Genomic DNA, 22,270 nt, shown 5'->3' on the forward strand with positions numbered 1-22,270 from the left:
GCTCAGCTGAGCAGTGCGGACCGCAGCGCGGCGACCTCGGTGCCGGTCAGGCCGAGACCGTCGCGGACGTAGCCGTCGAAGCTGCCGTAGGACTGGGTGGCCTGGTCGAAGGCGGCGTCGAGCCAGCTCTGCTGCACGCCGTTGAGCGGGTCGGCAGGCGCGGCGTTGCGGTAGGTGTTGGAGGCCAGGTAGTCGGCGGTGACGGTGTCCCGGTCGACGCCGAGCAGCGTCAGCAGGACCGCCGAGGTCCAGCCGGTGCGGTCCTTGCCCGCGCTGCAGTGATAGAGCACGCCGGCGCCGTCGGCGGCGATGATGTCGCGCAGTACCGCGGCGAACGCCGCGTTCGCGCCGGGGGCGGTGATGAACGCGCGGTACATGCCTTCGCCGCCGAACAGGGCGCCGGCCAGGACCAGCGGCGGCGCCTGGCCGATCACGTCGTAGGCGTTGCCGGTCGCGCCGGCGGGGAGCCGGTCGGCGGCGAGGGTGCGCTCGTGGCCGGTCCGCAGGTCGTCGACGACGCGCACGCCGAGCGCGCTCAGCCTGGCCAGGTCATCGGAGGTCGCCTTGTCCAGCGCGCCGGAGCGGAACACCAGCCCGGTGCGGACCCGGTGCCCGTCGGCGGTGGGGTATCCCCCTGCGTCCCTGGCGTTCTGCACCCCGGACAGGCCGATCAGCCGATCGACCGTCCCGGTGTCACTGCTGGGCGCCGGCGCGGCGACGGCCTGGCCGACGACCGGACCGAGCAGCACCGCCACTCCGGTCGCGGCGGCCAGACTCGCGCGCGCGGCACGACTACGGGTCACGGGAAACTCCTTCGACGACACCGGGTCACGGTCACGGCAGAACGTACCCGGCGCCCGCGTCCTACGCGGCGGCGGCCTCGAACCGCGAGAGCGCCAGCAGACGAGAGATCGCGCGCAGGTACTTCTTGCGGTAGCCGCCGTCGAGCATCTCCTGGGAGAAGATCTCGTCGAGCTTGGCGCCCGAGACGGTCACCGGGATGCTGGCGTCGTAGAGGCGGTCGGCCAGCACGACGATGCGCAGGGCGACGGCCTGATCGGTGACCGGGTGCACGCCGGAGATGAACACCGAGGACACCCCGTTGATGAGCGCGCCGTACTTCGACGGGTGCAGCGTGCTCAGGTGCTTCAGCAGCGCGTCGTAGTCGTCGAGGGTGGAACCCGGTGTGGTGGCGGCCCGTTCGGCCAGGATGTCGGGCGAGGTCGGCTCGGGGGCGGGCGGCAGGTCGCGGTGGCGGTAGTCGGGGCCGTCGACGCGCACCGGCTCGAAGATGGAGCCGAGCTTCTTGATCTCGCGCAGGAAATCCTGGGCGGCGAAACGACCCTCGCCGAGCTGGCTCGGCAGCGTGTTCGAGGTGGCCGCGATGGAGACGCCGGCGGCGGAGAGCTCGGTGAGCAGGCGCGAGACCATGGTGGTGTCGCCCGGATCGTCGAGCTCGAACTCGTCGATGCACAGCAGGCTGTTGCCGGAGAGCCGCTCGACGGCGTTGACGAAGCCCAGCGCGCCGACCAGGTTGGTCAGCTCACCGAAGGTGCCGAACGACTTGGGCGCGGGCGCGCTGTGGAAGATCGAGGCGAGCAGGTGGGTCTTGCCGACGCCGAACCCGCCGTCGAGGTACAGGCCCGCGCCGGTGACGGCCTTCTTCTTGCCGAACAGGCTCTTCTTGGACCCGGCCTTGTGGATCTTGGCGACCTGACCGGCGAATTCCTCGGCCTTGGCGACCGCGGCGGCCTGGCTCGGTTCCGTGGGATCGGGAATGTAGGAGGCGAAGCTGACCTCGTCGAACATGGGCGGGGGCACCATCTGCGCGACGAGCTGGTCGGCCGGGACCTCCGGATGGCGATCGACGAGGCGTTCTTGCATGGACAAATCGTACGGACGTGGTTGCATCGGTTCCTATGCAGCGTATCCACAATGTGACCCAGCTCGCAGACCTCGACGACGACGCACTGGCCAGGTGCTATGCCTATCCCCGGCACCTGGAGCGTCCCTGGGTGCGGGCCAACTTCGTCAACAGTATCGACGGCGCGTTCACGGTGGACGGCGTATCCGCGGGGCTCGGCACCGATGCCGACCACCGGGTGTTCACGCTGCTGCGTGAGCTGGCGGAGGTGATCGTCATCGGGGCGGGCACGGTGCGCGCGGAGAACTACGGCGGCGCGCATCCGGATCCGGATCGGCGGCGCGCGCACTTCCAGCACGGCATCGGCGGATCGGCCGACGGCACACCGCCGGCGATCGCGGTGGTCACCGCGAGCGCGCGGCTCGATCCGGCGTCGAAGTTCTTCACCGACGCCGAGGTCGCGCCGTTGATCATCACCACCGCCCACGCCGACGCCGACCAGATCGCCGCGCTCGAGCAGGCGGGCGCGCAGGTCGTGGTCGCCGGTGAGGCCGCGATCATGCCGTCCGCCCTGGTACGGGTGCTCGCCGAGCGCGGCCTGCACCGGGTGCTGTGCGAGGGCGGCCCGCATCTGTTCGGGCAGCTGGCCGAGGCGGATCTGGTCGACGAGTTGTGCCTGAGCACCGCGCCGATGCTGGTCGGCGGGGCGGGCGGGCGAATCTCGCTGTCGGCGAGCACTTTCGACACTCCGATGAGCCGCAAGCAGCTGGTGCTCGCCGAGGACGGCACCGTGCTGGCCCGGTGGGCCCGTCGATGAAACCTGGCGCCGAACCTGGCAGTGTGTAGTCCATGCGCTGGACTCGGGCCGCGGCGACGGCCGCGACACTGTCGATCATGCTCGCGGGCTGCGGAGCCGGACCGTCGGATCGGCCCGTCGTCGCCGTCGAGCGCCCCGGCGTCGGCGGCGGGCAGACCGCGGAACCCGCCGTGCCGGATCTCGCCAGGGCCGAGGTCCCGAAAACCGACCTGGCCTGGAAGGACTGCACCGCGTCGACCCTGAGCTCGCTCGATTTCGGCGCGGCTCCGGCAGGCCTGGTGCTGGAGTGCGCCGACTTCGCGACCCCGATCGACACCGCGGGCACCGTGCTCGGCACGTTCCGGGCGGGCGCTCTGCGGGCCCGGCTGCCGCAGACCCCCGCCGACGCGGCGCCGCTGGTGCTCACCTCCGGCGCCGACCGCTCGTCGGCCTCGACGCTGGCGGGTCTGGCCGTCGGCCCGAACAGCGCGTTGCTGGCCGCGCAGCCGATCGTCGCCGTCGACCGGCGTGGGATCGGCGCCTCCCAGCCCATCGACTGCATTCCCGCCCAGCTGCGCGCGGTGATGACCGAACTGGGCCAGTTCGGGGTCGGCAGCAACGATCAGGTCGGCGCGGTCGCCGGCTACAGCCAGGACGCGACCATCGCCTGCCGCGACTTCCTGCAGCCCTACGAGGGCACCTTCGACGCCCCGCACGCCGCCGACGACATCGAGCAGCTGCGCAAGCAGTGGCAGGTCGAGAAGATCAATCTGATCGGCACCGGCAACGGCGCCAAGGTCGCGCTCAGTTATGCCCGCCGCTACGGTGAGCATCTGGCCCGGCTCGTGCTCGACGCCCCCGAACCGGTCGGCGCGGACGCGACCACGATGGCCGAAGCCGCCGTCACCGGCGCCGAGGCCGCCCTGACCGCCTTCGCCCAGCGCTGCAAGGCCGCCAACTGCGCGCTCGGCCCCGACCCGCGCGCGACGGTCATCGCGCTGATGAACAAGGCCACCACCGGCGCGCTCGGCGATATCTCGGCCGCCGACCTCTCGACCGCGCTCACCGGCTTCCTGTCCAGCCCGCGCGGTGACCAGGCGAGCCGGGTGACCGCGCTGGCCGACATCCTCGCCGCCGCCGACCGCGGTGATCGCGCACCGCTGGCCATGCTGGTCGTCCGCGAAACCGCGGCGATCAACTCCGACGGCGAGTTCGTCAACCGCTGCACCGACAGCCAGCAGCCGCCGACGCCGGACAAGGCGCGCGAGCTCGCCGGAACATGGGCGAGCAAATATCCGGTTTTCGGCCGGACCGCCGCGATCGACCTGATGGTCTGCTCGGCCTGGCCGGTCTCCACCGCCCCACCGCTGCCGACCGAGCTCGAGCTGCCGGTGCTGGTGTTCGCCGGCGCCGCCGACCCGGTCGTCGGCGGTGCCGCCGCCTCGGTGACCGGTGCGCTCGGCGCCGCGGGCGCCCGGCACGCCACGATGACCTGGCAGGGGTGGGGACATCCGGTCGTCGCCCACTCCGGGTGCGCGCAGAAGGCCGTCGCCGACTACCTCGCCGAGGCGAAATTGCCCGCCGACGGCGGCGCCTGCCCCGCCTGATCCCGGTCAGACGACCAGATGGTTGCGGCGCGTCCGACGGGTCCGGCGACACCATCGCTACCGGATCCGGTGTACCGTGCCCCAGTGTTGTTCCGACAGCTCGAGCCCCGTACCGCGCGCACGACCGCGGATGTGATCAAGTTCGCTCTGTGGCCGTTCGCGGTCATGACCGTGCTGAATCGTGTCTTCATCAAGGCGATCAACGGATTCGTCACCGACGATTACCGTCCGGTCTACAACGCCTCGTTCGAGTTCCTCAACGGCAGGCCTTTGTACACCGCCGACTTCTCGTCGGTCGACCCGCACTATCTCTACTATCCGAGCGGAACACTGCTGATCGCGCCGGTGGCGATCATCGAATACGAACTGTCGCGCTGGCTGTTCATCGGGCTCAACGCCGTCGCGATTCTGCTCGCCTGGTATCTGCTGCTGCGCCTGTTCAAGTTCGGTCTCGGCTCGATCGCCGCGCCCGCGCTGCTGCTGGCGATGTTCGCCTCCGAGACGGTGACCAACACGTTGGTCTTCACCAACGTCAACGGCTGTCTGCTGCTCGCCGAGCTGGTGTTCATCCACCTGCTGCTGGCGCGTCGAGATCTCTGGGCCGGTGTCGCACTCGGTTTGAGTATCTCGGTGAAACCGACGCTGGCGCCGTTGCTGCTCGTCGCGGCCGTTCGCGGCCAGTGGAAGGTCTTCATCACCGCGCTCGGTGTGCCGTTGACACTGACGGCGATCGCCTGGCCGCTGTCGGCGGACCCCGAGAAGTTCTTCACCCGTGTCGTGCCATATCTGGCTGAGACGCGCGACTACTTCAACAGTTCTGTCGGTGGCAACGGGCTTTACTTCGGACTGCCGCACTGGATGATCCTGCTGATCCAGGTGGTCATGGGCGGTGTCGTCGCGGTCTCGCTGTGGCTGCTGTGGCGCTACTACCGTCACGACGAGCTGTTCTTCGTCACCACGTTCTCCGGTGTGCTGCTCACCGCGTATTTCCTGCTGCCCTCGCTGGGCCAGATGTACTACTCGATGATGCTGTTCCCGTTCCTGATGTCGGTGGTGCTGCGCAATTCGGTGCTGCGCAACTGGCCCGCCTGGCTGGCGATCTTCGGGTTCATGACCTACGACAAGTGGCTGTCGGACCGCTGGCAGGCCACCGGGCGCACCCTCGAGTACCTGCGGGTGACCTTCGGCTGGGGTCTGCTGCTCCTGGTCGTGTTCTGTGTGCTCGGCGACCGCTACCTGGCCGCTCGTCGCGAGGGCAGGCTGCAGTTCGGGATCGACCCGGCGTGGATGGCGAGCGCGCCCGACTCCCGCGACGGCGCCGGGGACGAGAAGCCGGTGGGCGTCTCCACCGCGCCTGATCGCGACGATCCGGTATCGCCGGAAGAACCCGCCGACGACCGCGAGCCCGCGCTGAAGTAGGTGTCGGCCGGTGACGCTCGCGGCGCGCACCGGCCGAAACCATTAGCGTGGAGTGATGAGTTCATCGTTGCCCACGCCGCGCATCCAGCTGACGCCGCAGCAGTGGCGGGCGAAACTGGATCCGCAGGAATACGCCGTTCTCCGTGAGGCCGCCACCGAGCGCCCGTTCGTCGGCGAGTACACCGACACCAAGACCGAAGGCGTCTACACCTGTCGCGCCTGTGACGCCGAATTGTTCCGCAGCACAGAGAAATTCGACTCGCACTGCGGCTGGCCGTCGTTCTTCGACCCCGCCGAGTCCGACGCGGTGATCCTGCGCGCCGACGACAGCCTCGGCATGCGCCGGGTGGAGGTGCTGTGCGCCAACTGCCACAGCCACCTCGGCCACGTCTTCGAGGGCGAGGGGTATGCCACCCCCACCGACCAGCGCTACTGCATCAACTCGATCGCGTTGCGCCTGCAGCCACAGGAATCCGCCTAGCACTTTCCCGGCCCCGCACGAACTCGAGCGCGCCAGCGCTCAAAATTACGGCAGCGCGGTGACCAGTTGCTCGACCTCGACGCGCGGGCCGGTGAAGAACGGGATCTCCTCGCGGACGTGCAGGCGGGCCTCGGTGGCGCGCAGGTCACGCATGAGGTCGACGATGCGGTGCAGTTCCGGCGCCTCGAAGGCGAGGATCCACTCGTAGTCGCCGAGCGCCATCGAGCTGACGGTGTTGGCCCGCACGTCCGGGTAGCCGCGGGCGGCCTTGCCGTGGTCGGCGAGCATCTTGCGCCGCTCCTCGTCGGGCAGCAGGTACCACTCGTAGGACCGCACGAACGGGTACACGCAGATGTAGTTTCCCGCGTCCTCGCCTGCCAGGAACGCCGGGATGTGGCTCTTGTTGAACTCGGCGGGCCGGTGCACCGCGACATTGCTCCACACCGGCGCGCTGGCCCTGCCCAGCTCGGTGGTGCGGCGGAAGTCGGCGTAGGCGGCCTGCAGGTCCTCGACGCGCTCGGCGTGGGTCCACAGCATGAAGTCGGCGTCGGCGCGCAGGCCTGCCACGTCGTAGATGCCGCGCAGCACGACGCCCTTGTCGGCGAGGCCGTCGAAAAAGGCCTGCGCTTCCTTGATCGCCTCGGCGCGGTCCTCGCCGAGCACGCCCGGCTGCACCTGGAACACCGAGAACATCAGGTAGCGAATGGTGGAGTTGAGGGCCTGGTAGTCGAGTCGCGCCATGGATCTATGGTGCCACTGCGGCGTTTTCGCCCGCCGGGTGGGCGGGCGCTGCGGCGGCGGTCAGTCGGCGACCGGCCGGGTCGCCCGCCACGGCGAGGATTCCTCGCTGCCGAAGACCGAGGTCACCGTCGTCACTTCGCCCGCGTGCAGTTCCACGGGGCCGAGCTCCGGATCGAGGAACAGGGTGCGGGCGCTGGTCGTCTGCTCACCGGTGATGGTCACAGCGCGCGATCATGCAGCATCACTATCACCTGAGGTCGTCGACACGCCGCGGGCTACCCGGTGGTGCGCCGAGAATCTGTCCGACTCGGCCGACGAGGTGGCGGAGACGCCGAGGTCATCCACGGCAAGGTCGTCGACTTCGCCGCCATATCGAGGACGGCACCGCAGCGGGCGCCTGATCTCCATTCCGTCGAAGATTCGCGAGTCGATGCTGTCCGATCGCTCCGAACAGGACACCGTCGCGGATCGGCTACTTACGGCGGGCCGTCGGTGCCGGTCGCTATTCGACGCGTGAGGCCAGCGCGGTAGCGACGCGCTCGGCGGCCGCGGTCCCGGAAGCGACGCAGGCGGGAACTCCGACGCCGTGCAAGTAGGCGCCTGCCACCGCGAGGCCCTCGAGGGGGGCGACGGCGGATTCGATGGTGGCGATGCGGTCGGTGTGACCGGGGGCGTATTGGGGCAGGCCGCCGGGCCAGCGCTGGACGACGGACTGGATCGGGGTGATCTCGATGCCGGTGACCGTGGTCAGGTCGGTGACGGCGGCCGCGACGAGGTCGTCGTCGGACCAGGACAGGGGGGATTCGTCGCCGAAGCGGCCGAAGGAGGCGCGGACCAGCGCGACATCCCGCGCGCCCAGATGCGGCCATTTACGGCTGGACAGCGTGAAGGCCTTGGCGCGCAAGGGTTCTCCGGTGGCGACGAGGATGCCGGAGTTGTCCGGCAGCCCGGTCTCGCGCGGCAGCGCCATGGCGACCAGGGCCGACGAGGACAGTTCGATGCCCCCGGCGGCCTCGGCGGCGACGGGGGCGACGTGGTGCAACAGGCGGGCGGTGACGGGCGCCGGGGTGGCCAGGACGACGCCGTCGACCAGGCCGAGCGGGTCGACCACCCAGCCGCCGGACGCGGCGGCCACCCTGGTCGCCGCCAGGGTGGTGACCAACCGGGCGCCGGACGCCTCGACGAGCGCCCTGAGCAGTGCGCCGTAGCCGTCGCGCAGGCCACCGAAGACCGGCGCGGTACTCGGCGGGGGCAGGGCGTCCCGCACGGCGTCGGTGAGGCTGCGCGCGCCGCGATCGAGCGCGGCGGCGAGGGTGGGCAGGGCGGCCCGGACGCCGATCGAGGCGCTGGTGCCCGCGTAGACGCCGCCGAGCAGCGGGTCGACACTGCGCTCGACGACCTGGCGCCCGAACCGGTCGGCGACGAGGCTGTGGACGTCGGTGTCGCTGCCGGGTTCCCAGTGCAGCGGCCGCTGCGGCTCGGCGGCAACCTGCGCGAGCGTCGCCTCGTCGACGAGGCCGCGCAGCGACTCCGCGTCGGACGGAATCCCCATCAGTGTGCGCCCCGGCAGCGCGTGCGCGGTCCCCTGCGCCCACACCAGCGGCCGCTTCCCCGCGGGCCGCACCAGCTGATCGTCGAGGCCGAGCTCGCCCATCAGCTCGATGACCTCGGGCCTGCGCCCGACGAAGGCCTCGGCACCGAGATCCAGTGGCTCCCCGGCCAATTCACCGGTGTGTAGCACCCCGCCGAGCCGCGCGGCCTGCTCGACGACGACGATGTCGGCGTGGTCCCCGAGCCGCTGCCGCAACCGATATGCCGCGACGAGCCCGCTGATTCCGCCACCGATGACCGCGATCCGCATACCTCGACCGTAGCCGCGCCGGCCCACCGCCACCTACATCACCCGGTCGATGTCGTCCTGATCACGCGCAGGCTCGCCGCACCCCTGACGCGGAACCGGCGGACACCCCGGCCTGATCGTGCAATTCGTCGTCCGCGAGTCAGAAAACTGACTGTAGGGCGACACAATGCACGATTACGCCGGATCCAGCAGCCACCAGCAGATCCTCGTCGGCACCATCGCCGCCCATCCCGACTCGCGCCGCACAGCGATGCGGTCGTCGATGCCGCCGAGATGCCTCCTGCTCGGCCGGCCGCAGGCCCGGCGCCTTCGATTACCGCCGCACAGCGACTACAGCGAGTGCACCAGTTCGACCAGCGCGGTCAGCACGCCCGGATCGGTATCCGGCAGCACCCCGTGGCCAAGGTTGAAGATGTGCCCGCTCGCGCCCATCGTGATCGCCTCGTCGGCTTCGCGCACGATCCGCCGGGTCTCCTTCTCGACCGCGTCGAACCCGGCGAACAGGATCGCGGGATCCAGGTTGCCCTGCAAGCCCTTTCCGGGCCCGACCCGGCGCACGGCGTCGGTGAGCGGAACCCGCCAGTCCACGCCGACCACGTCGGCGCCCGCCTCGCCCATCGCGCCGAGCAGCTCGCCGGTGCCGACGCCGAAGTGGATGCGCGGCACGCCCGCCGCGGCGACCTCGGCGAAGACCCGCTCCGAATGCGGCAGCACGTACTCGCGGTAGTCGGCCAGCGACAGCGCGCCTGCCCACGAATCGAACAGCTGCACCGCGTCGACGCCCGCGGCCAGCTGGGCCTGCAGGAACGCGATGGTGATGTCGGTGAGCGTGCCGAGCAGCGCGTGCCAGGTCTGCGGGTCGGCGTGCATCATCGCCTTGGTGCGCTCGTGATGCTTGCTCGGCCCGCCTTCCACCAGATAGGAGGCCAGGGTGAACGGTGCGCCCGCGAAACCGATGAGCGGGGTGTCGCCGAGCGCGTCGGTGAGCAGGCGCACGCCTTCGGCGACCGCGCCGACCTCTTCGGGCCGCAACCGCGGCAGCGCGCGCACGTCGTCGACGGTGCGCACCGGCGAGGCGACCACGGGGCCGACGCCGGGCACGATGTCGAGGTCGATGCCGGCGGCCTTGAGCGGAACGACGATGTCGGAGAACAGGATTGCCGCGTCGACGCCGTGCCTGCGGATCGGCTGCATGGTGATCTCACACACCAGCTCCGGGTCGAAGCAGGACTCGAGCATCCCGATGCCCTTGCGCAGTTCCCGGTATTCCGGCAGCGACCGGCCTGCCTGGCGCATGAACCAGACGGGCCGCCTGCTCGGCGTCGCGCCGGTGGCGGCGGCCAGGAACGGGGCATCGGTCAACCGGCGGCGGGTGTAAGTGCTCATCGCTGTTCATCCTAAGCGGACCCGCCACCGATTCCGGTCCGAGGTCACCGCCGAACGCGCTGCCCGCCGGACGCGACATCCGCACCGCACCGACCGGCGGGAATCGGACGAACCGGCCATGCGCCGGTCTACGGAGGCGATCGGGGACCGACCATCGCGCATCGCGCACCACGAGAGTGCCGAGAATGCGCTCTGCGCAACGCAGCCCGTACCCGGCCGCGTGTGGCGGCGCGCCTCCGACGGCGCCGGGCACACACCGTCTACCGTCTCTCCTCGTGACACCGCTCGACATCCGCGACGGCGCCGCACCGACCGGGGGAACGCCCCGCGAGCCTGCTTCTTTCCGGGCGGCGGTCGATGCGATGGGCACCGCAACAGTGCACCCCCGAATCGAGCTGGCGCCTATCCGCCCCCCGCAACGGTTGGCGCCGTTCTCCTACGCGCTCGGAGCGGAGGTCACCCACCCCGACAGCGCCATCGTGCCGATCGATTCCGAGGGGGACGCGTTCGGCAGGCTGATCCTGCTGCACGACCCCGAGGGCGACGAGGCCTGGCACGGCGTGTTCCGGCTGGTCGCCTACATCCAGGCCGACATCGATGCCGCGCTGGCCGCCGACCCGCTGCTCCCCGAGGTGGCGTGGAGCTGGCTGGTCGACTCCCTCGAGTCACGGGGCGAGCCGTTCACCGCCCTCGGTGGCACCGTCACGGCCACCAGTTCGGTCCGCTACGGCGACATCGCAGGCCCACCGAGGGCCCACCAGCTGGAGCTGCGCGCCTCCTGGACGGCGATGAACACCGAGATGCGCCGTCACGTGGAGGCGTTCTGCGAGGTACTGGCCTTCGCCGCCGGGCTGCCGCCCGCCGGGATCACCCATTTGCGACCGGAGTCGTATACCCGCACCGATCGCCCTTGAACGCCACGTAGAGTTCACGTTTATGCCGGTCGCCGAGGAACCAACCGCAGCAGAGCCCCTGCTCGCCCCCGCCGAGGGGGTTCCCCCTGTGCTGGCGACCGCCGACGACGTCGCCCAGGCCGCCAAGAAGCTCGCCGCGGGCAATGGTCCCCTGGCCGTCGACGCCGAACGCGCGTCCGGTTTCCGCTACTCGGCGCGGGCGTATCTGATCCAGCTGCGGCGCGCGGGCGCCGGTACCTTCCTCATCGACCCGATCCCGATCACCGATGCGCTGACCCCGCTGGCCGAGGCGATCAACGACCTCGAATGGGTCCTGCACTCCGCCGACCAGGACCTGCCCGGTCTCGCCGAACTCGGCCTTCGCCCGGCCCGCCTGTTCGACACCGAACTGGGCGGCCGCATCGCCGGCTACGAACGCGTCGGCCTGGCCGCGATGGTGGAGAACCTGCTCGGCCGGTCGCTGCGCAAGGGGCACGGGGCCGCCGACTGGTCGACCCGCCCGCTGCCCGACGAATGGCTCAACTACGCCGCCCTCGATGTCGAGCTGCTCCTGGAACTGCGCGACACCGTCGCCGCCGACCTGGCCGAACAGGGCAAGATCGACTGGGCCGCCGAGGAATTCGAGCACATCCGCACCATGGCGCCGCCCACGCCGAAGGCCGACCGGTGGCGGCGCACCTCCGGCATCCACACCTTGCGCCGCACCCGTCAGCTGGCGATCGTGCGCGAACTGTGGACCACCCGCGACGCGCTCGCCCGTGCCCGCGACGTCGCGCCCGCCCGGATCCTGCCCGATTCCGCGATCGTCGCCGCCGCGACCGCCGAGCCACGCAGCATCGCCCAGCTGCGCACCCTGGCCGTCTTCGGCGGCCCGCGCCAGCGCCGCTATTCCCGGGACTGGCTCGGCGCGGTCGAACGCGGCCGCACCCTGCCCGACAAAGAGCTCCCGCCGCTGACCCTCCCCTTCGACGGGCCGCCCCCGGTCAACCGGTGGGAACGCCGCGACCCCGCCGCCGCCGCCCGTCTGGCCACCGCCCGCAGCGCCATGGGCGAGCTCTCCACCGAAAACGCCATCCCGGTGGAGAACCTCCTGTCCCCCGATCTCGTGCGACGGCTGTGCTGGGACGGGCTCCCCGACTACAAGAACGTCGGCGAACCCGATCAACTGTCGGCGACGATCGAGGAATTCCTGCGCGCGGGCGGTGCGCGGCCCTGGCAGCGCAGTCTCGCCGTGCCCGCCCTCACCAAAGCGCTGACACCCTCCGCCAGGTAGCCGAGAGACACCGGCGCACGCCCTGAGCGGAGCGGAAAAGTGTAGGCCGGACGTCGGCGGGTATTGAACGGGGTTACGCCCCACACGGTTTGGAGTACGGCCTTGACCGATCCCCGCTTCCCGCAGCCCTATCAGCCACCCCGATTTCCGGTGGGCCCACCCGAACCGAACGCCGTCACCGCGATCTTCGCCGCCATCCTCGCCATTCTCGGCGGATTGCGCGGCGTGTTCGGCGCCGTCGCCATCCCGTTCCTGAACACCGACTCCGACTTCGACCCGAGCGGGTTCTGGAGCAAGATCCAAGTGCTGCTGGGTGTTTCGGCGCTGTGCTCGCTGATCCTGCTCGTCGGCGGCATCCTGATGCTGGCACGCAAGAAGGTCTCCCGCCTCCTGATCGGGGTGGGCGGCACCGGCACGCTGGCACTGTCGGTCATCACCACGATCGCGCTGTACAACCATCTGGACACGCAGACCGACGACACGACGTCGATCACCGTGTCCTTCGATTCCGATCTGAGCGTGTTCAACGCGATCGGGTTCCTGTTCAACATCGTGCTGCTTGTCCTGACATTCCTGCCGAGCACGGGTCGCTGGCTGGCCCACCGCAGGCCCGCGTACTGACCGAAATTCCCTCGACCCGGCGACCTCTCGGCGCTAGCGTGGGCCCTCGCCCGCCTGCCACCGTCGAGAGGATCCGCCGTGTCCGAAGCCGAGGCGATCGCCGCCAACCGCGCGAACTGGGACGATCGGGCCGACGTTCACGCGCGTTCGCGGATGTATGACGTCGACGCCTTCCTGGCCGACCCGAGCACCGTCTCCTCGGTGGTGCGCAACGATCTCGCGGTGCTGGCGCCGCATCTGCCGGAGACGGGGATCGCGGGCCGGTCGCTGCTGCATCTGCAGTGCCATATCGGGACCGACACCGTGTCCTGGGCCCGGCTCGGCGCGGTGCAGGTGCACGGGCTCGACCTGTCACCGAACTCGCTGCGGCACGCCGCGCGGATCGCCGCGGCGGACGGGCGCGACATCACCTGGGTGGAAGGCGACGCCCGGTTCGCCTCCGCCGCCGTCGACCGGCAGTTCGACACCGTCGTGACCAGCGCGGGCACCATCGTCTGGCTGCCGGAGCTGACCGCGTGGGCACGCTCGATCCACGATCTCCTGGCCCCGGGCGGTGTGTTCGTCATTCGCGACGACCACCCGATCCTGGGGGCGATGGAGTTCGAGCCGTGGGAGATCGACGACGACTATCTCGCCGGTGGCGGCGCCCGCTCGTACTCGGATTCGGGCACCTACACCGAGGATTCGGACGGGTCGATCACGCACACCACCAATCACGAGTGGCGGCACGACCTGGGTGAGGTGGTCGGCGCGCTGCTGGCGGCGGGGCTTGTCATCGAGGCGCTGGCCGAACTGCCCTACATGGACTGGCGGCCGTTTCCCGACCTCGTCCCCTGCGCGGAGGGCTGGACGCTACCACCGGGGAAGCCGCGGATCCCGTTGAATTTCGCCGTCGTCGCCCGGCGTCCTCACTGAACGAGCTGCGCGCCCGGTGTAGTCACCGGGCGCGCAGGATCGATGCGGTGTGCTGTCAGCGCGACTGCAGCCAGCCGCCGATGCGCTGAGCGATCGCGTCCGCGGTGAGACCGAGTTCCTCGAGGATCTCGCCACGCGAGGCGTGGTCCAGGAACTGCTGGGGCACACCGAGATCGCGGGTCGGCACGTCGAGACCGGCATCGCGCAGGCGCGCCGACACCGTCGAACCGATGCCGCCGTGCAGGCCACCGTCCTCGACGGTGACGACGAGGCGATAGTTCTCGGCCATCTTGACCAGGGTGTCCGACACCGGGATGACCCAGCGCGGATCGACCACGGTGACCGAAATGCCCTGCGGGGCAAGCAGTTCGGCGACCTGCATCGCCGTCTCGGCGAACGGGCCGACGGCCACGATCAGGACGTCACCGTGCTGGGACTGCGCCGAGCCCGCGCCCGGAACGGCCAGCCGCAGCACATCGATGCTGTCGACCCGCTCCACCGCGGTGATGTCCTCGGCGACACTGCCTTTCGGGAAACGCAGCACGGTCGGTCCGTCGGTGACGGCCAGCGCCTCGGCGAGTTCCTCGCGCAGGGTGGCGCCGTCGCGCGGGGCGGCGACGCGGATGCCGGGGATGATGCCGAGCAGCGAGAAGTCCCACATGCCGTTGTGGCTGGCGCCGTCGGGGCCGGTGATGCCCGCGCGGTCCAGGACCACGGTGACCGGCTGCTTGAGCAGCGCCACATCCATCAGCAGCTGGTCGAACGCGCGGTTGAGGAAGGTGGAGTAGATCGCGACGACCGGATGCATGCCGCCGAGTGCCAGGCCCGCGGCCGAGGCCATCGCGTGCTGTTCGGCGATGCCGACGTCGAACATACGGTTCGGGAAGCGCTCGCCGAACGGGGCCAGCCCGGTCGGGCCTGGCATGGCCGCGGTGATGGCGACGATGTCCTCGCGCCGCGACGCGTGGTCGATGAGCTCCTCGGAGAACACCGCCGTCCAGCCCTTGGCCTTCTTGCCCGCGAGCGGGCGGCCGGTGAGCGGGTCGATCGGGTCGCAGGCGTGCATCTGGTCGGCGACGTGGTTCTCGGCGTGCTCGTAGCCGTTGCCCTTGCGGGTGACCACATGCACGACGACCGGCCCGCCGAAGTCCTTGGCACGCCGCATCGCCGCCTCGAGCGCGACGAGATCGTGGCCGTCGACCGGGCCGACGTACTTCATGCCCAGATCGGAAAACAGTTCCTGCGGGCTCACCGCGTCCTTGATCCCGGCCTTGAGCGCGTGGACCATCGAGTACGCCGAATCCCCCACGGCGGGAATGCTTTTGAGGATGCGTTTCCCGGCGTCGAGAGCGTGCTCGTAGGCGGGCTGGGTGCGCAGCGCGGTCAACCGGTCGGCGAGGCCGCCGATGGTCGGCGCGTAGGAGCGGCCGTTGTCGTTGACCACGACCACCACCGGGCGGTCGGGCGCGCCCGCGATGTTGTTGAGCGCCTCCCAGCACATGCCGCCGGTGAGCGCGCCGTCACCGACGACGGCGACGACGGTGCGGTTCTGCTCGGACAGCGCGAACGCCTTGGCCAGGCCGTCGGCATAGGACAGCGCGGCCGAAGCGTGCGAGGACTCCACCCAGTCGTGTTCGCTCTCGGCGCGGCTCGGGTAGCCCGACAGGCCGTCGCGCGTGCGCAGCGAGTCGAACCGGTCCTTGCGGCCGGTGAGGATCTTGTGCACGTAGGCCTGGTGACCGGTGTCGAAGATCAGCGGGTCCGCCGGGGAATCGAAGATCCGGTGCAGGGCGATGGTCAGCTCGACCACCCCTAGGTTGGGGCCGAGATGGCCTCCGGTGGCGGCGACCTTCTGCACCAGGAACTCGCGGATCTCCTCCGCCAGCTCCCGCAGTTGCGGCACGCTCAGCCGGCGCAGATCTTCGGGTGAATCCACCCGCGACAGCACTCCCACCTGAACTCGCTTTCTCCGGACTATTGTGTGATCCGCCCAGTGTATTTGGCCGTGCGGGCGGCCCCGGCTCGCGGGCCCTTCCCGGTCCGTCGCGCCGACCATAGTCGCACCGGGCCGAGCTGCCCACCCCCGCCCGCTGAGCTGGGCTCCCGGCGGCGCACCGCCCTCCCAGCGGCCATCGATCGGCTGTGAGGACTATCTCCCCCGCGCGTCCCCACCGGGGAGGCGACGACGCGACCTACAGTGACCGCTGTGGCCGAACCGGACGGTGTTGCGCGCACGATCGACCCCGGCGTGGTGGCGGGCATGCTCGACGAGGTGTATGCGGACTGCCGCGACGACGTCTCCGGCACGCCCGCCGACTACATTCCCGAACTGGCCGCGGTGGCGCCCGACTCGTTCGGGCTGTGCCTGGCGACCGCGGACGGCCTGGTCTACGCGGTGGGCGATACCGGCATCGGGTTCACCATCCAGTCCATCTCCAAGCCGTTCACCTATGCGCTCGCGCTGGCCGATCGCGGTCTGGCCGGGGTCGCCGAGCACATCGACGTCGAGCCGTCGGGTGAGCCGTTCAACGAGATCAGCCTGGAACCGGAGACCCAGCGGCCGAGCAACCCGATGATCAACTCCGGGGCGATCACGGCGGCCTCGCTGATCCACGGCCGCGACGCCGCCGACAAGTTCGAGCGGGTCCGGCGCTGCTATTCACGCTTCGCCGGGCGGGAGTTGCGGATGGACCAGGCGGTCTACGAGTCGGAGGCGCGCACCGGCTACCGCAATCGCGCGATCGGCTACATGCTGCGCTCGGTCGGCATCATCGACGTCGACCCCGACGACGCCGTCGACCGCTACTTCCGGCAGTGCTCGATCGAGATCACGTGCGCCGACCTGGCCCTGATGGCGGCGACGCTGGCCGACAACGGGGTGAACCCGAAGACGGGCGAACGGGCGCTGTCGACCGCGCTGACCGAGCGGGTGCTCAGCGTGATGACGACCTGCGGCATGTACAACGCGGCGGGCGACTGGGTGACCACGGTCGGCCTGCCCGCCAAGAGCGGGGTCGGCGGCGGGATCATCGCGGTGCTGCCCGGCCAGATCGGGATCTCGGTGTACTCGCCGCGGCTGGACGGTCAGGGCAACAGCGTGCGCGGGGTCGCCGCGTGCCGGGAACTGTCGCGGCGGCTCGAACTGCACTTCTGTCACGTGACCCGCTCGGCGCGCACCGCCATCCGCGCCGACTACTCGGTGGCGCAGGTGCCGTCGCGGTTGCGGCGCTCCCCCGAGGACGCCGAGGTGCTGGCGGCGCACGGCGACCGCGCCCGGGTCTACGAACTGCACGGCGACCTGCTTTTCGCCGGCGCCGAACGCGCGGTGCGGGCCATCGAGAGCAAGGTCGGCGCGCTCGACGCGCTGGTGATCGACCTGCGCCGGGTCGGCGAGGTGAGCGCGGTGGCGCGCGGGATGCTCGACGCCCTGCAGACCGAACTCGTCCGGGGCGGCAGCCGGGTCGCGCTGGTCGATCCCGACGCGCGGCTGGGTCGCGAGGCGTCGAGCCTCGACCCCGCCGATCCGTGCGGGCGGGTGTTCATCGACCGGGACACCGCGACCGAATGGTGCGAGGACATCGTCTTGGACCTGCACCGTCCGCCCGGGCAGCGCGCCCGCACCTCGATCGGCCTCGACGAGCATCCACTGCTCGCCGGGCTCGACGACGGCGATCGCACCCGGTTGGCCGCCGATTTCGAGCAGCGGACCTTCGCGCGCGGTGAACTGATCGCCGACCGTGGCGCCCCGCGCTCGGGCCTGTATCTGATCCTGGAAGGGCGGGTGCGGGGGACCTTCGCCGGCACCGACGGGCGGGTCCACCGGCTGGTGACGCTGTCGGCGGGGATGTCGTTCGGGGAGATCCCGATGCTGATCGGGAAACCGTTCGTCAACGAGATCATCGCCGAGACGCCGGTGCGGGTGGCGGTGATGCGGCCCGATGTCTTCGATCAGCTCACCGAGGGACACCCGCGGCTGAAACTGGCACTGCTGCAGCGCCTCGCCGCGGGCGCCTACGCCCAGATGGACGCGGCGGTGCGGACCATCGCCGGCAACGCGGGCGACTACTGACCCGTCGGCCCGCGGAACCCGGGCCCGTCGCGAGACGTTGGGCAGCACAGCATCCTTCGACCGACAGGAGTAGCGCGGTGGGCAAGAAGTCCTGGCAGGCGAGCACCACGACATTCGGGCGCGGCACGGTGCGCGCCGTCCCCGATCTGATCCGGGTCACGCTGTCGGTGGAGTCGCGCGCCGACACGGTGGCCGCCGCCTACGGGCGCGCAGGCGACCGGGTGAACGCCGTCGTCGCCGCCCTGCGCGCGGCCGGGGTGAGCGACGCCGACATGGCGACCAGCGGGCTGAGCGTGCGCACCGAGACCGTCTACACCGACAACGGGCGCAGCGAGATCGCCGGCTACCTGGCGTCGACGAGCCTGAGCGTGTCACTGCGTGAAGGCACCGGCACCGAACCCGCCGACACCGTGGCCGCCGCGGTCACCGCGGGCGGCGACGATGTCCGCCTCGGCGGCCTGACCCGCGGCATCGCCGACCCGGAGCCGCTGCTCGCGCAGGCGCGCGACGCCGCCTTCGACGACGCCAAGACCAAGGCCGAGCAGTACGCGGCCCGCGCGGATGTGCGGCTCGGCGAGGTCATGCAGATCACCGAGGACATCGCCACACCGATGCCACGCGCCTACGAGATCGCCGAAATGGACAGCGCACCGATGCTGATGGCCAGGGCGAGCTCCCCGGTACCGGTGGTGCCGGGCGAGACCGAGATCGGCGCCACCGTCCGGGTCACCTGGGCCCTGGACTGATCTTCAGGAGAGACTGATCGGCCCAGTCCGCGATCGGAGCGCTCCACCGGACCCGATGGCTGCCAGGCACGTCGGCGATCATGCCTCTGCGGCGATCGCCTCAGGCGCGCCGACGAAGGCACCAGCCTCGAGCACCGTCGAGGTGCGACTCAGCGGTCGAGCAGCGCGACGCATTCGACGTGGTGGGTGGCGGGGAAGGCGTCGAAGGCGCGGAGGTCGGCCAGGTGGTAGCCGGCGTCGAGGTAGAGGCCGAGGTCACGGGCGAACGACGCGGGGTCGCAGCCGATGTGGACGATCCGGCGGGGGTCGGCGTCGGTGACGGCGGCGACGATCTCCTTGCCCGCGCCCGCGCGCGGCGGGTCGAGGACGACGACGTCCGGTGTGCCCGCGGCGCTGTGGGTGCGCACCCAGCGTTCGACCCGGTCGGCGCGCAGGTCGAGCCAGGGCAGATCGCGCAGGGCGGCGGTGCCGTCGGCGACGGCCGAACGCGCCGATTCGACGGCCGCGACGGCGCCGGTCTGGCCGGTCTGCTCGGCCAGGCGCGCGGCGAAGACGCCGACGCCGCTGTACAGGTCCCAGCCGGATCCGCCGGGCGACAGACCTGACCAGTCCGCGACCAGGTCCGAATAGCATTGCGCGGCACGGTGATGCGCCTGCCAGAAGCCGGTGGCCGAGAGTTCCCAGCGACGCCCCGCGACGTACTCCACGGCGCGACCGGTCCCGGCCATCACCCATTCCTCGCGCGGCGCGTTGGTAGCCGACTTGCGCGCGGCCGCGCGGTCGCGGACCGCCCCACGGTCATCATCGCCGGGGCCGCCGGATTCCCGGCGCCGGGTGGGATGCTGGCGACCACGGCCACGACCCGCGCCACGCCGCGTCTCCGGACGGCCACCGGCCTGGACGGTGTCGGGCACCGCGGCCAGCTCCACGATGTGGCGCACCCCGTCGCCGTCGACCGCGACCACCAGGTCGGCGCCCGGCGTCCACAGCCGGTCCGCGACACCGTCGAGCGCGCCGGCGACGGGCTGCGGGCACCGCAGATCCGGGATCACCGCGGTGCTGCGGAAGCGGTGCACCCCGGCACGACCGGCGCCGTCGACGACCAGCCGCAGACGGGTCCGCCAGCCGCCGGTGACCTCACCGGAATCACCGGCGATCGGCTCGACCGTCACGTCCCGCTCCACCCCGGCCAGCCTGCGCAGCTGCTCGGCCACCACCGTCGCCTTCAGCGCGCGTTGCGCGGCGGGTGTGGCGAAGGAGAAATCACAGCAGCCCGCGCCGCCGGGACCGGACACCGGGCAGGTCGCGGGCACTCGATCCGGGGACGCCTCGATGATCTCGACGGCATCGGCGCGGCAGAACGACCCGCCCCGATCCTCGGTGACCTCGGCACGCACCAGCTCACCGGGCAGGCCGTGGCGCACGAACACCACGCGGCCCTCGTGCCTGCCGACACAGAATCCACCGTGTCCCGGCGGCCCGAGCCGGATCTCGAATTCCTCGCCGCGCCAGTCACTCATCCGCGGCGGCCCGGCTGCTCGAAACCACGGCGCACCGAACCCGGCGCGTTCACGTCGGCGGGCTGCTTGGCGCGCGCCGAGGAACTGAGCTGCCACGGCACGCTCGTCACCATCACGCCAGGTTCGAACAGCAGCCTGCCCTTCAACCGCAGCGCGGACTGGTTGTGCAGCACCTGCTCCCACCAGTGGCCGACCACGTATTCGGGGATGAACACGGTGACGACATCGCGCGGGGCGTCCTTGCGCACCCGCTTCACGTAATCCAGCACCGGCTTGGTGACCTCGCGGTAGGGCGATTCGATCACCTTGAGCGGCACGTTGATCTCGCTGTTCTCCCATTCGCGCACGAGCTTGCGGGTGTCGGCGTCGTCGACGTTCACCGTCACCGCTTCGAGGGTGTCGGGCCGGGTCGCGCGGGCGTAGGCCAGGGCGCGCTTGGTCGGCAGGTGCAGCTTGGAGACCAGCACGATGGAATGGGTGCGGCTGGGCAGCACACCGTCCCAATCGGATTCGTCGAGCTCACGCGAGACCGAGTCGTAGTGCTTGCGGATGAGCTTCATCACGATGAAGATCGCCACCATCGTGATGATCGCGATGTAGGCGCCCGCGAAGAACTTGGTGACGAGCACGATCACCAGCACGGTGCCGGTCAACGTGAGGCCGATCGCATTGATCACTCTCGACCGCTTCATCTTCGACCGCTGCGCCGGATCGGTCTCGGTGCGCAGCAGCCGCGTCCAATGCCGCAGCATGCCGGTCTGGCTGAGCACGAACGAGACGAACACACCGACGATGTAGAGCTGGATGAGCTTGGTCACCTCGGCGTCGAACAGCACCACGAACGCGATCGCCGCACCCGCGAGGAACAGGATGCCGTTGGAGAAGGCCAGCCGATCGCCGCGGGTGTGCAGCTGACGGGGCAGGTAGCGATCCTGCGCCAGGATCGAACCGAGCACCGGGAAACCGTTGAACGCGGTGTTCGCGGCCAGCACGAGGATGAGCGCGGTGACGATGGTGATGAAGAAGAAGCCGATCGGGAAGCCGTGGAAGACGCTCTCCGCGATCTGGGCGATCAGTGTCTTCTGGTGGTAGTCGGCGGGCGCGCCGACAAGGTTCGACGTGTCGTGGGCGTACACGACCCCGATCCTCTGGGCCAGGATGATGATGCCCATCAGCAGGACAATCGCGATGGAACCCAGCAGGAGCAGGGTGGTCGCGGCATTGCGCGACTTGGGTTTACGGAACGCGGGCACACCGTTGCTGATGGCTTCCACACCTGTCAGCGCGGCACAGCCGGAGGAGAAGGCGCGCGCGATCAGGAAGGCGAAAGCCAGACCGTAGAGGTGCTCGTTCTCGGCATTGAGCCCGAACCCCGCCGACACGGCCTGGATATCGTCACCGAGGACGTAGAGCCGGAACAGTCCCCAGCCGAGCATCACGGCCATGCCGAAGATGAAGGCGTAGGTCGGAATCGCGAACGCGGTGCCCGACTCACGCACACCACGCAGGTTGATGGCAGTGAGCACCGCGATGGCGACCACGGCGAACAACACCTTGTGCGTCGCGACGAACGGGATCGCCGACCCGATGTTCGACGCGGCCGAGGAGATCGACACCGCCACCGTGAGCACGTAGTCGACCAGCAGCGCGCTGCCGACCGTCAGACCGGCGGTCGGCCCCAGGTTCTTGGTCGCGACCTCGTAATCACCGCCACCGGACGGGTAGGCGTGCACGTTCTGCCGATAGCTGGCGACGACCACGGCCATCACGAACGCGACGGCCAGCCCGACCCACGGCGCGTACATGTAGGCCGAGATGCCCGCCGCCGACAGCACCAGGAAGATTTCCTCCGGCGCGTAGGCCACCGAGGACATCGCGTCGGAGGCGAACACCGGAAGAGCGATACGCTTGGGCAACAACGTGTGGCCGAGCGAATCGCTACGGAACGGCCTGCCCAGCAGCACACGCTTGGCTGCCGTCGTCAACTTGGACACCGGGCTGAGCATAGAGGAGTTCACCGGTACCTTCGCGCGCACGTTCGCCCCGCCCTGCGGCGG

At 70.4% G+C, this 22,270-nt stretch carries 19 protein-coding genes; 10 read left to right on the forward strand and 9 right to left on the reverse strand.

The window, feature by feature from the left end; all coding sequences use genetic code 11:
- Positions 1-2 precede the first annotated feature (2 nt).
- Together ACWF9G_RS12150 and zapE are read right to left on the reverse strand one after the other, a co-directional pair.
- On the reverse strand, positions 3-803 hold the full coding sequence (locus ACWF9G_RS12150; RefSeq protein WP_452515162.1) for a tyrosine-protein phosphatase: 801 nt from the start codon (positions 801-803) through the stop codon (positions 3-5).
- A gap of 61 nt (positions 804-864) precedes the next feature.
- Positions 865-1,884: a cell division protein ZapE gene (zapE, locus tag ACWF9G_RS12155; RefSeq protein WP_379310175.1), complete on the reverse strand. Its 1,020-nt coding sequence runs from the start codon at positions 1,882-1,884 to the stop codon at positions 865-867.
- Positions 1,885-1,919: 35 nt separating this feature from the next.
- On the opposite strand from zapE, the gene ACWF9G_RS12160 reads away from it, so the two are divergent.
- The 4 genes from ACWF9G_RS12160 (at position 1,920) to msrB (ending at position 6,167) form a co-directional block, all read left to right on the forward strand.
- On the forward strand, positions 1,920-2,681 hold the full coding sequence (locus ACWF9G_RS12160) for a pyrimidine reductase family protein (protein ID WP_452515165.1): 762 nt from the start codon (positions 1,920-1,922) through the stop codon (positions 2,679-2,681).
- Between the two features lie 32 nt (positions 2,682-2,713).
- Complete coding sequence (locus tag ACWF9G_RS12165) at positions 2,714-4,267, forward strand: alpha/beta hydrolase (protein WP_452515167.1); 1,554 nt, start codon at positions 2,714-2,716, stop codon at positions 4,265-4,267.
- Between the two features lie 84 nt (positions 4,268-4,351).
- Positions 4,352-5,686: a glycosyltransferase family 87 protein gene (locus ACWF9G_RS12170; protein WP_452515169.1), complete on the forward strand. Its 1,335-nt coding sequence runs from the start codon at positions 4,352-4,354 to the stop codon at positions 5,684-5,686.
- A 55-nt stretch (positions 5,687-5,741) separates the two neighbouring features.
- Positions 5,742-6,167, forward strand: a complete 426-nt coding sequence (gene msrB, locus ACWF9G_RS12175) for a peptide-methionine (R)-S-oxide reductase MsrB (RefSeq protein ID WP_379310171.1) — start codon at positions 5,742-5,744, stop codon at positions 6,165-6,167.
- A 45-nt stretch (positions 6,168-6,212) separates the two neighbouring features.
- Here msrB and hemQ read toward each other — a convergent pair whose 3' ends face one another.
- The 4 genes from hemQ to hemE form a co-directional block, all read right to left on the reverse strand.
- The gene (gene hemQ, locus ACWF9G_RS12180) at positions 6,213-6,908 is read right to left on the reverse strand and encodes a hydrogen peroxide-dependent heme synthase (RefSeq protein ID WP_379083343.1); all 696 of its coding nucleotides are present in this window, start codon (positions 6,906-6,908) and stop codon (positions 6,213-6,215) included.
- A gap of 60 nt (positions 6,909-6,968) precedes the next feature.
- On the reverse strand, positions 6,969-7,130 hold the full coding sequence (locus tag ACWF9G_RS12185; protein WP_189023941.1) for a hypothetical protein: 162 nt from the start codon (positions 7,128-7,130) through the stop codon (positions 6,969-6,971).
- 280 nt (positions 7,131-7,410) lie between these two features.
- The gene (locus tag ACWF9G_RS12190) at positions 7,411-8,769 is read right to left on the reverse strand and encodes a protoporphyrinogen oxidase (protein WP_452515171.1); all 1,359 of its coding nucleotides are present in this window, start codon (positions 8,767-8,769) and stop codon (positions 7,411-7,413) included.
- A 330-nt stretch (positions 8,770-9,099) separates the two neighbouring features.
- On the reverse strand, positions 9,100-10,155 hold the full coding sequence (hemE, locus tag ACWF9G_RS12195; RefSeq protein ID WP_452515172.1) for a uroporphyrinogen decarboxylase: 1,056 nt from the start codon (positions 10,153-10,155) through the stop codon (positions 9,100-9,102).
- A gap of 362 nt (positions 10,156-10,517) precedes the next feature.
- Here hemE and ACWF9G_RS12200 point away from each other — a divergent pair, with 362 nt between their 5' ends.
- The 4 genes from ACWF9G_RS12200 (at position 10,518) to ACWF9G_RS12215 (ending at position 13,878) form a co-directional block, all read left to right on the forward strand.
- Positions 10,518-11,069 carry a DUF3000 domain-containing protein gene (locus tag ACWF9G_RS12200; protein ID WP_374104913.1) on the forward strand — a complete coding sequence of 184 codons (552 nt, stop codon included), beginning with the start codon at positions 10,518-10,520 and terminating at the stop codon, positions 11,067-11,069.
- A 22-nt stretch (positions 11,070-11,091) separates the two neighbouring features.
- Positions 11,092-12,342: an HRDC domain-containing protein gene (locus ACWF9G_RS12205; RefSeq protein ID WP_379306155.1), complete on the forward strand. Its 1,251-nt coding sequence runs from the start codon at positions 11,092-11,094 to the stop codon at positions 12,340-12,342.
- Positions 12,343-12,444: 102 nt separating this feature from the next.
- Complete coding sequence (locus ACWF9G_RS12210) at positions 12,445-12,963, forward strand: hypothetical protein (protein ID WP_452515174.1); 519 nt, start codon at positions 12,445-12,447, stop codon at positions 12,961-12,963.
- A gap of 78 nt (positions 12,964-13,041) precedes the next feature.
- Positions 13,042-13,878, forward strand: a complete 837-nt coding sequence (locus ACWF9G_RS12215) for a class I SAM-dependent methyltransferase (RefSeq protein WP_452515176.1) — start codon at positions 13,042-13,044, stop codon at positions 13,876-13,878.
- Positions 13,879-13,933: 55 nt separating this feature from the next.
- Here the strand turns inward: ACWF9G_RS12215 and dxs are convergent, their stop codons facing one another.
- On the reverse strand, positions 13,934-15,832 hold the full coding sequence (dxs, locus tag ACWF9G_RS12220; protein ID WP_379306159.1) for a 1-deoxy-D-xylulose-5-phosphate synthase: 1,899 nt from the start codon (positions 15,830-15,832) through the stop codon (positions 13,934-13,936).
- A gap of 306 nt (positions 15,833-16,138) precedes the next feature.
- On the opposite strand from dxs, the gene glsA reads away from it, so the two are divergent.
- Both glsA and ACWF9G_RS12230 read left to right on the forward strand, forming a co-directional pair.
- On the forward strand, positions 16,139-17,947 hold the full coding sequence (gene glsA / locus ACWF9G_RS12225; protein ID WP_452515258.1) for a glutaminase A: 1,809 nt from the start codon (positions 16,139-16,141) through the stop codon (positions 17,945-17,947).
- Positions 17,948-18,024: 77 nt separating this feature from the next.
- Positions 18,025-18,693 carry an SIMPL domain-containing protein gene (locus ACWF9G_RS12230; protein WP_452515178.1) on the forward strand — a complete coding sequence of 223 codons (669 nt, stop codon included), beginning with the start codon at positions 18,025-18,027 and terminating at the stop codon, positions 18,691-18,693.
- A gap of 149 nt (positions 18,694-18,842) precedes the next feature.
- On the opposite strand, the gene ACWF9G_RS12235 is transcribed toward ACWF9G_RS12230, so the two are convergent.
- The gene (locus ACWF9G_RS12235) at positions 18,843-20,213 is read right to left on the reverse strand and encodes a class I SAM-dependent RNA methyltransferase (RefSeq protein WP_452515179.1); all 1,371 of its coding nucleotides are present in this window, start codon (positions 20,211-20,213) and stop codon (positions 18,843-18,845) included.
- On the reverse strand, positions 20,210-22,207 hold the full coding sequence (locus ACWF9G_RS12240) for an APC family permease (protein ID WP_379306165.1): 1,998 nt from the start codon (positions 22,205-22,207) through the stop codon (positions 20,210-20,212). The genes ACWF9G_RS12235 and ACWF9G_RS12240 overlap by 4 nt, the downstream gene beginning before the upstream one ends.
- Positions 22,208-22,270: the final 63 nt, after the last annotated feature.

Source organism: Nocardia sp. NPDC055029 (genome assembly GCF_053608525.1).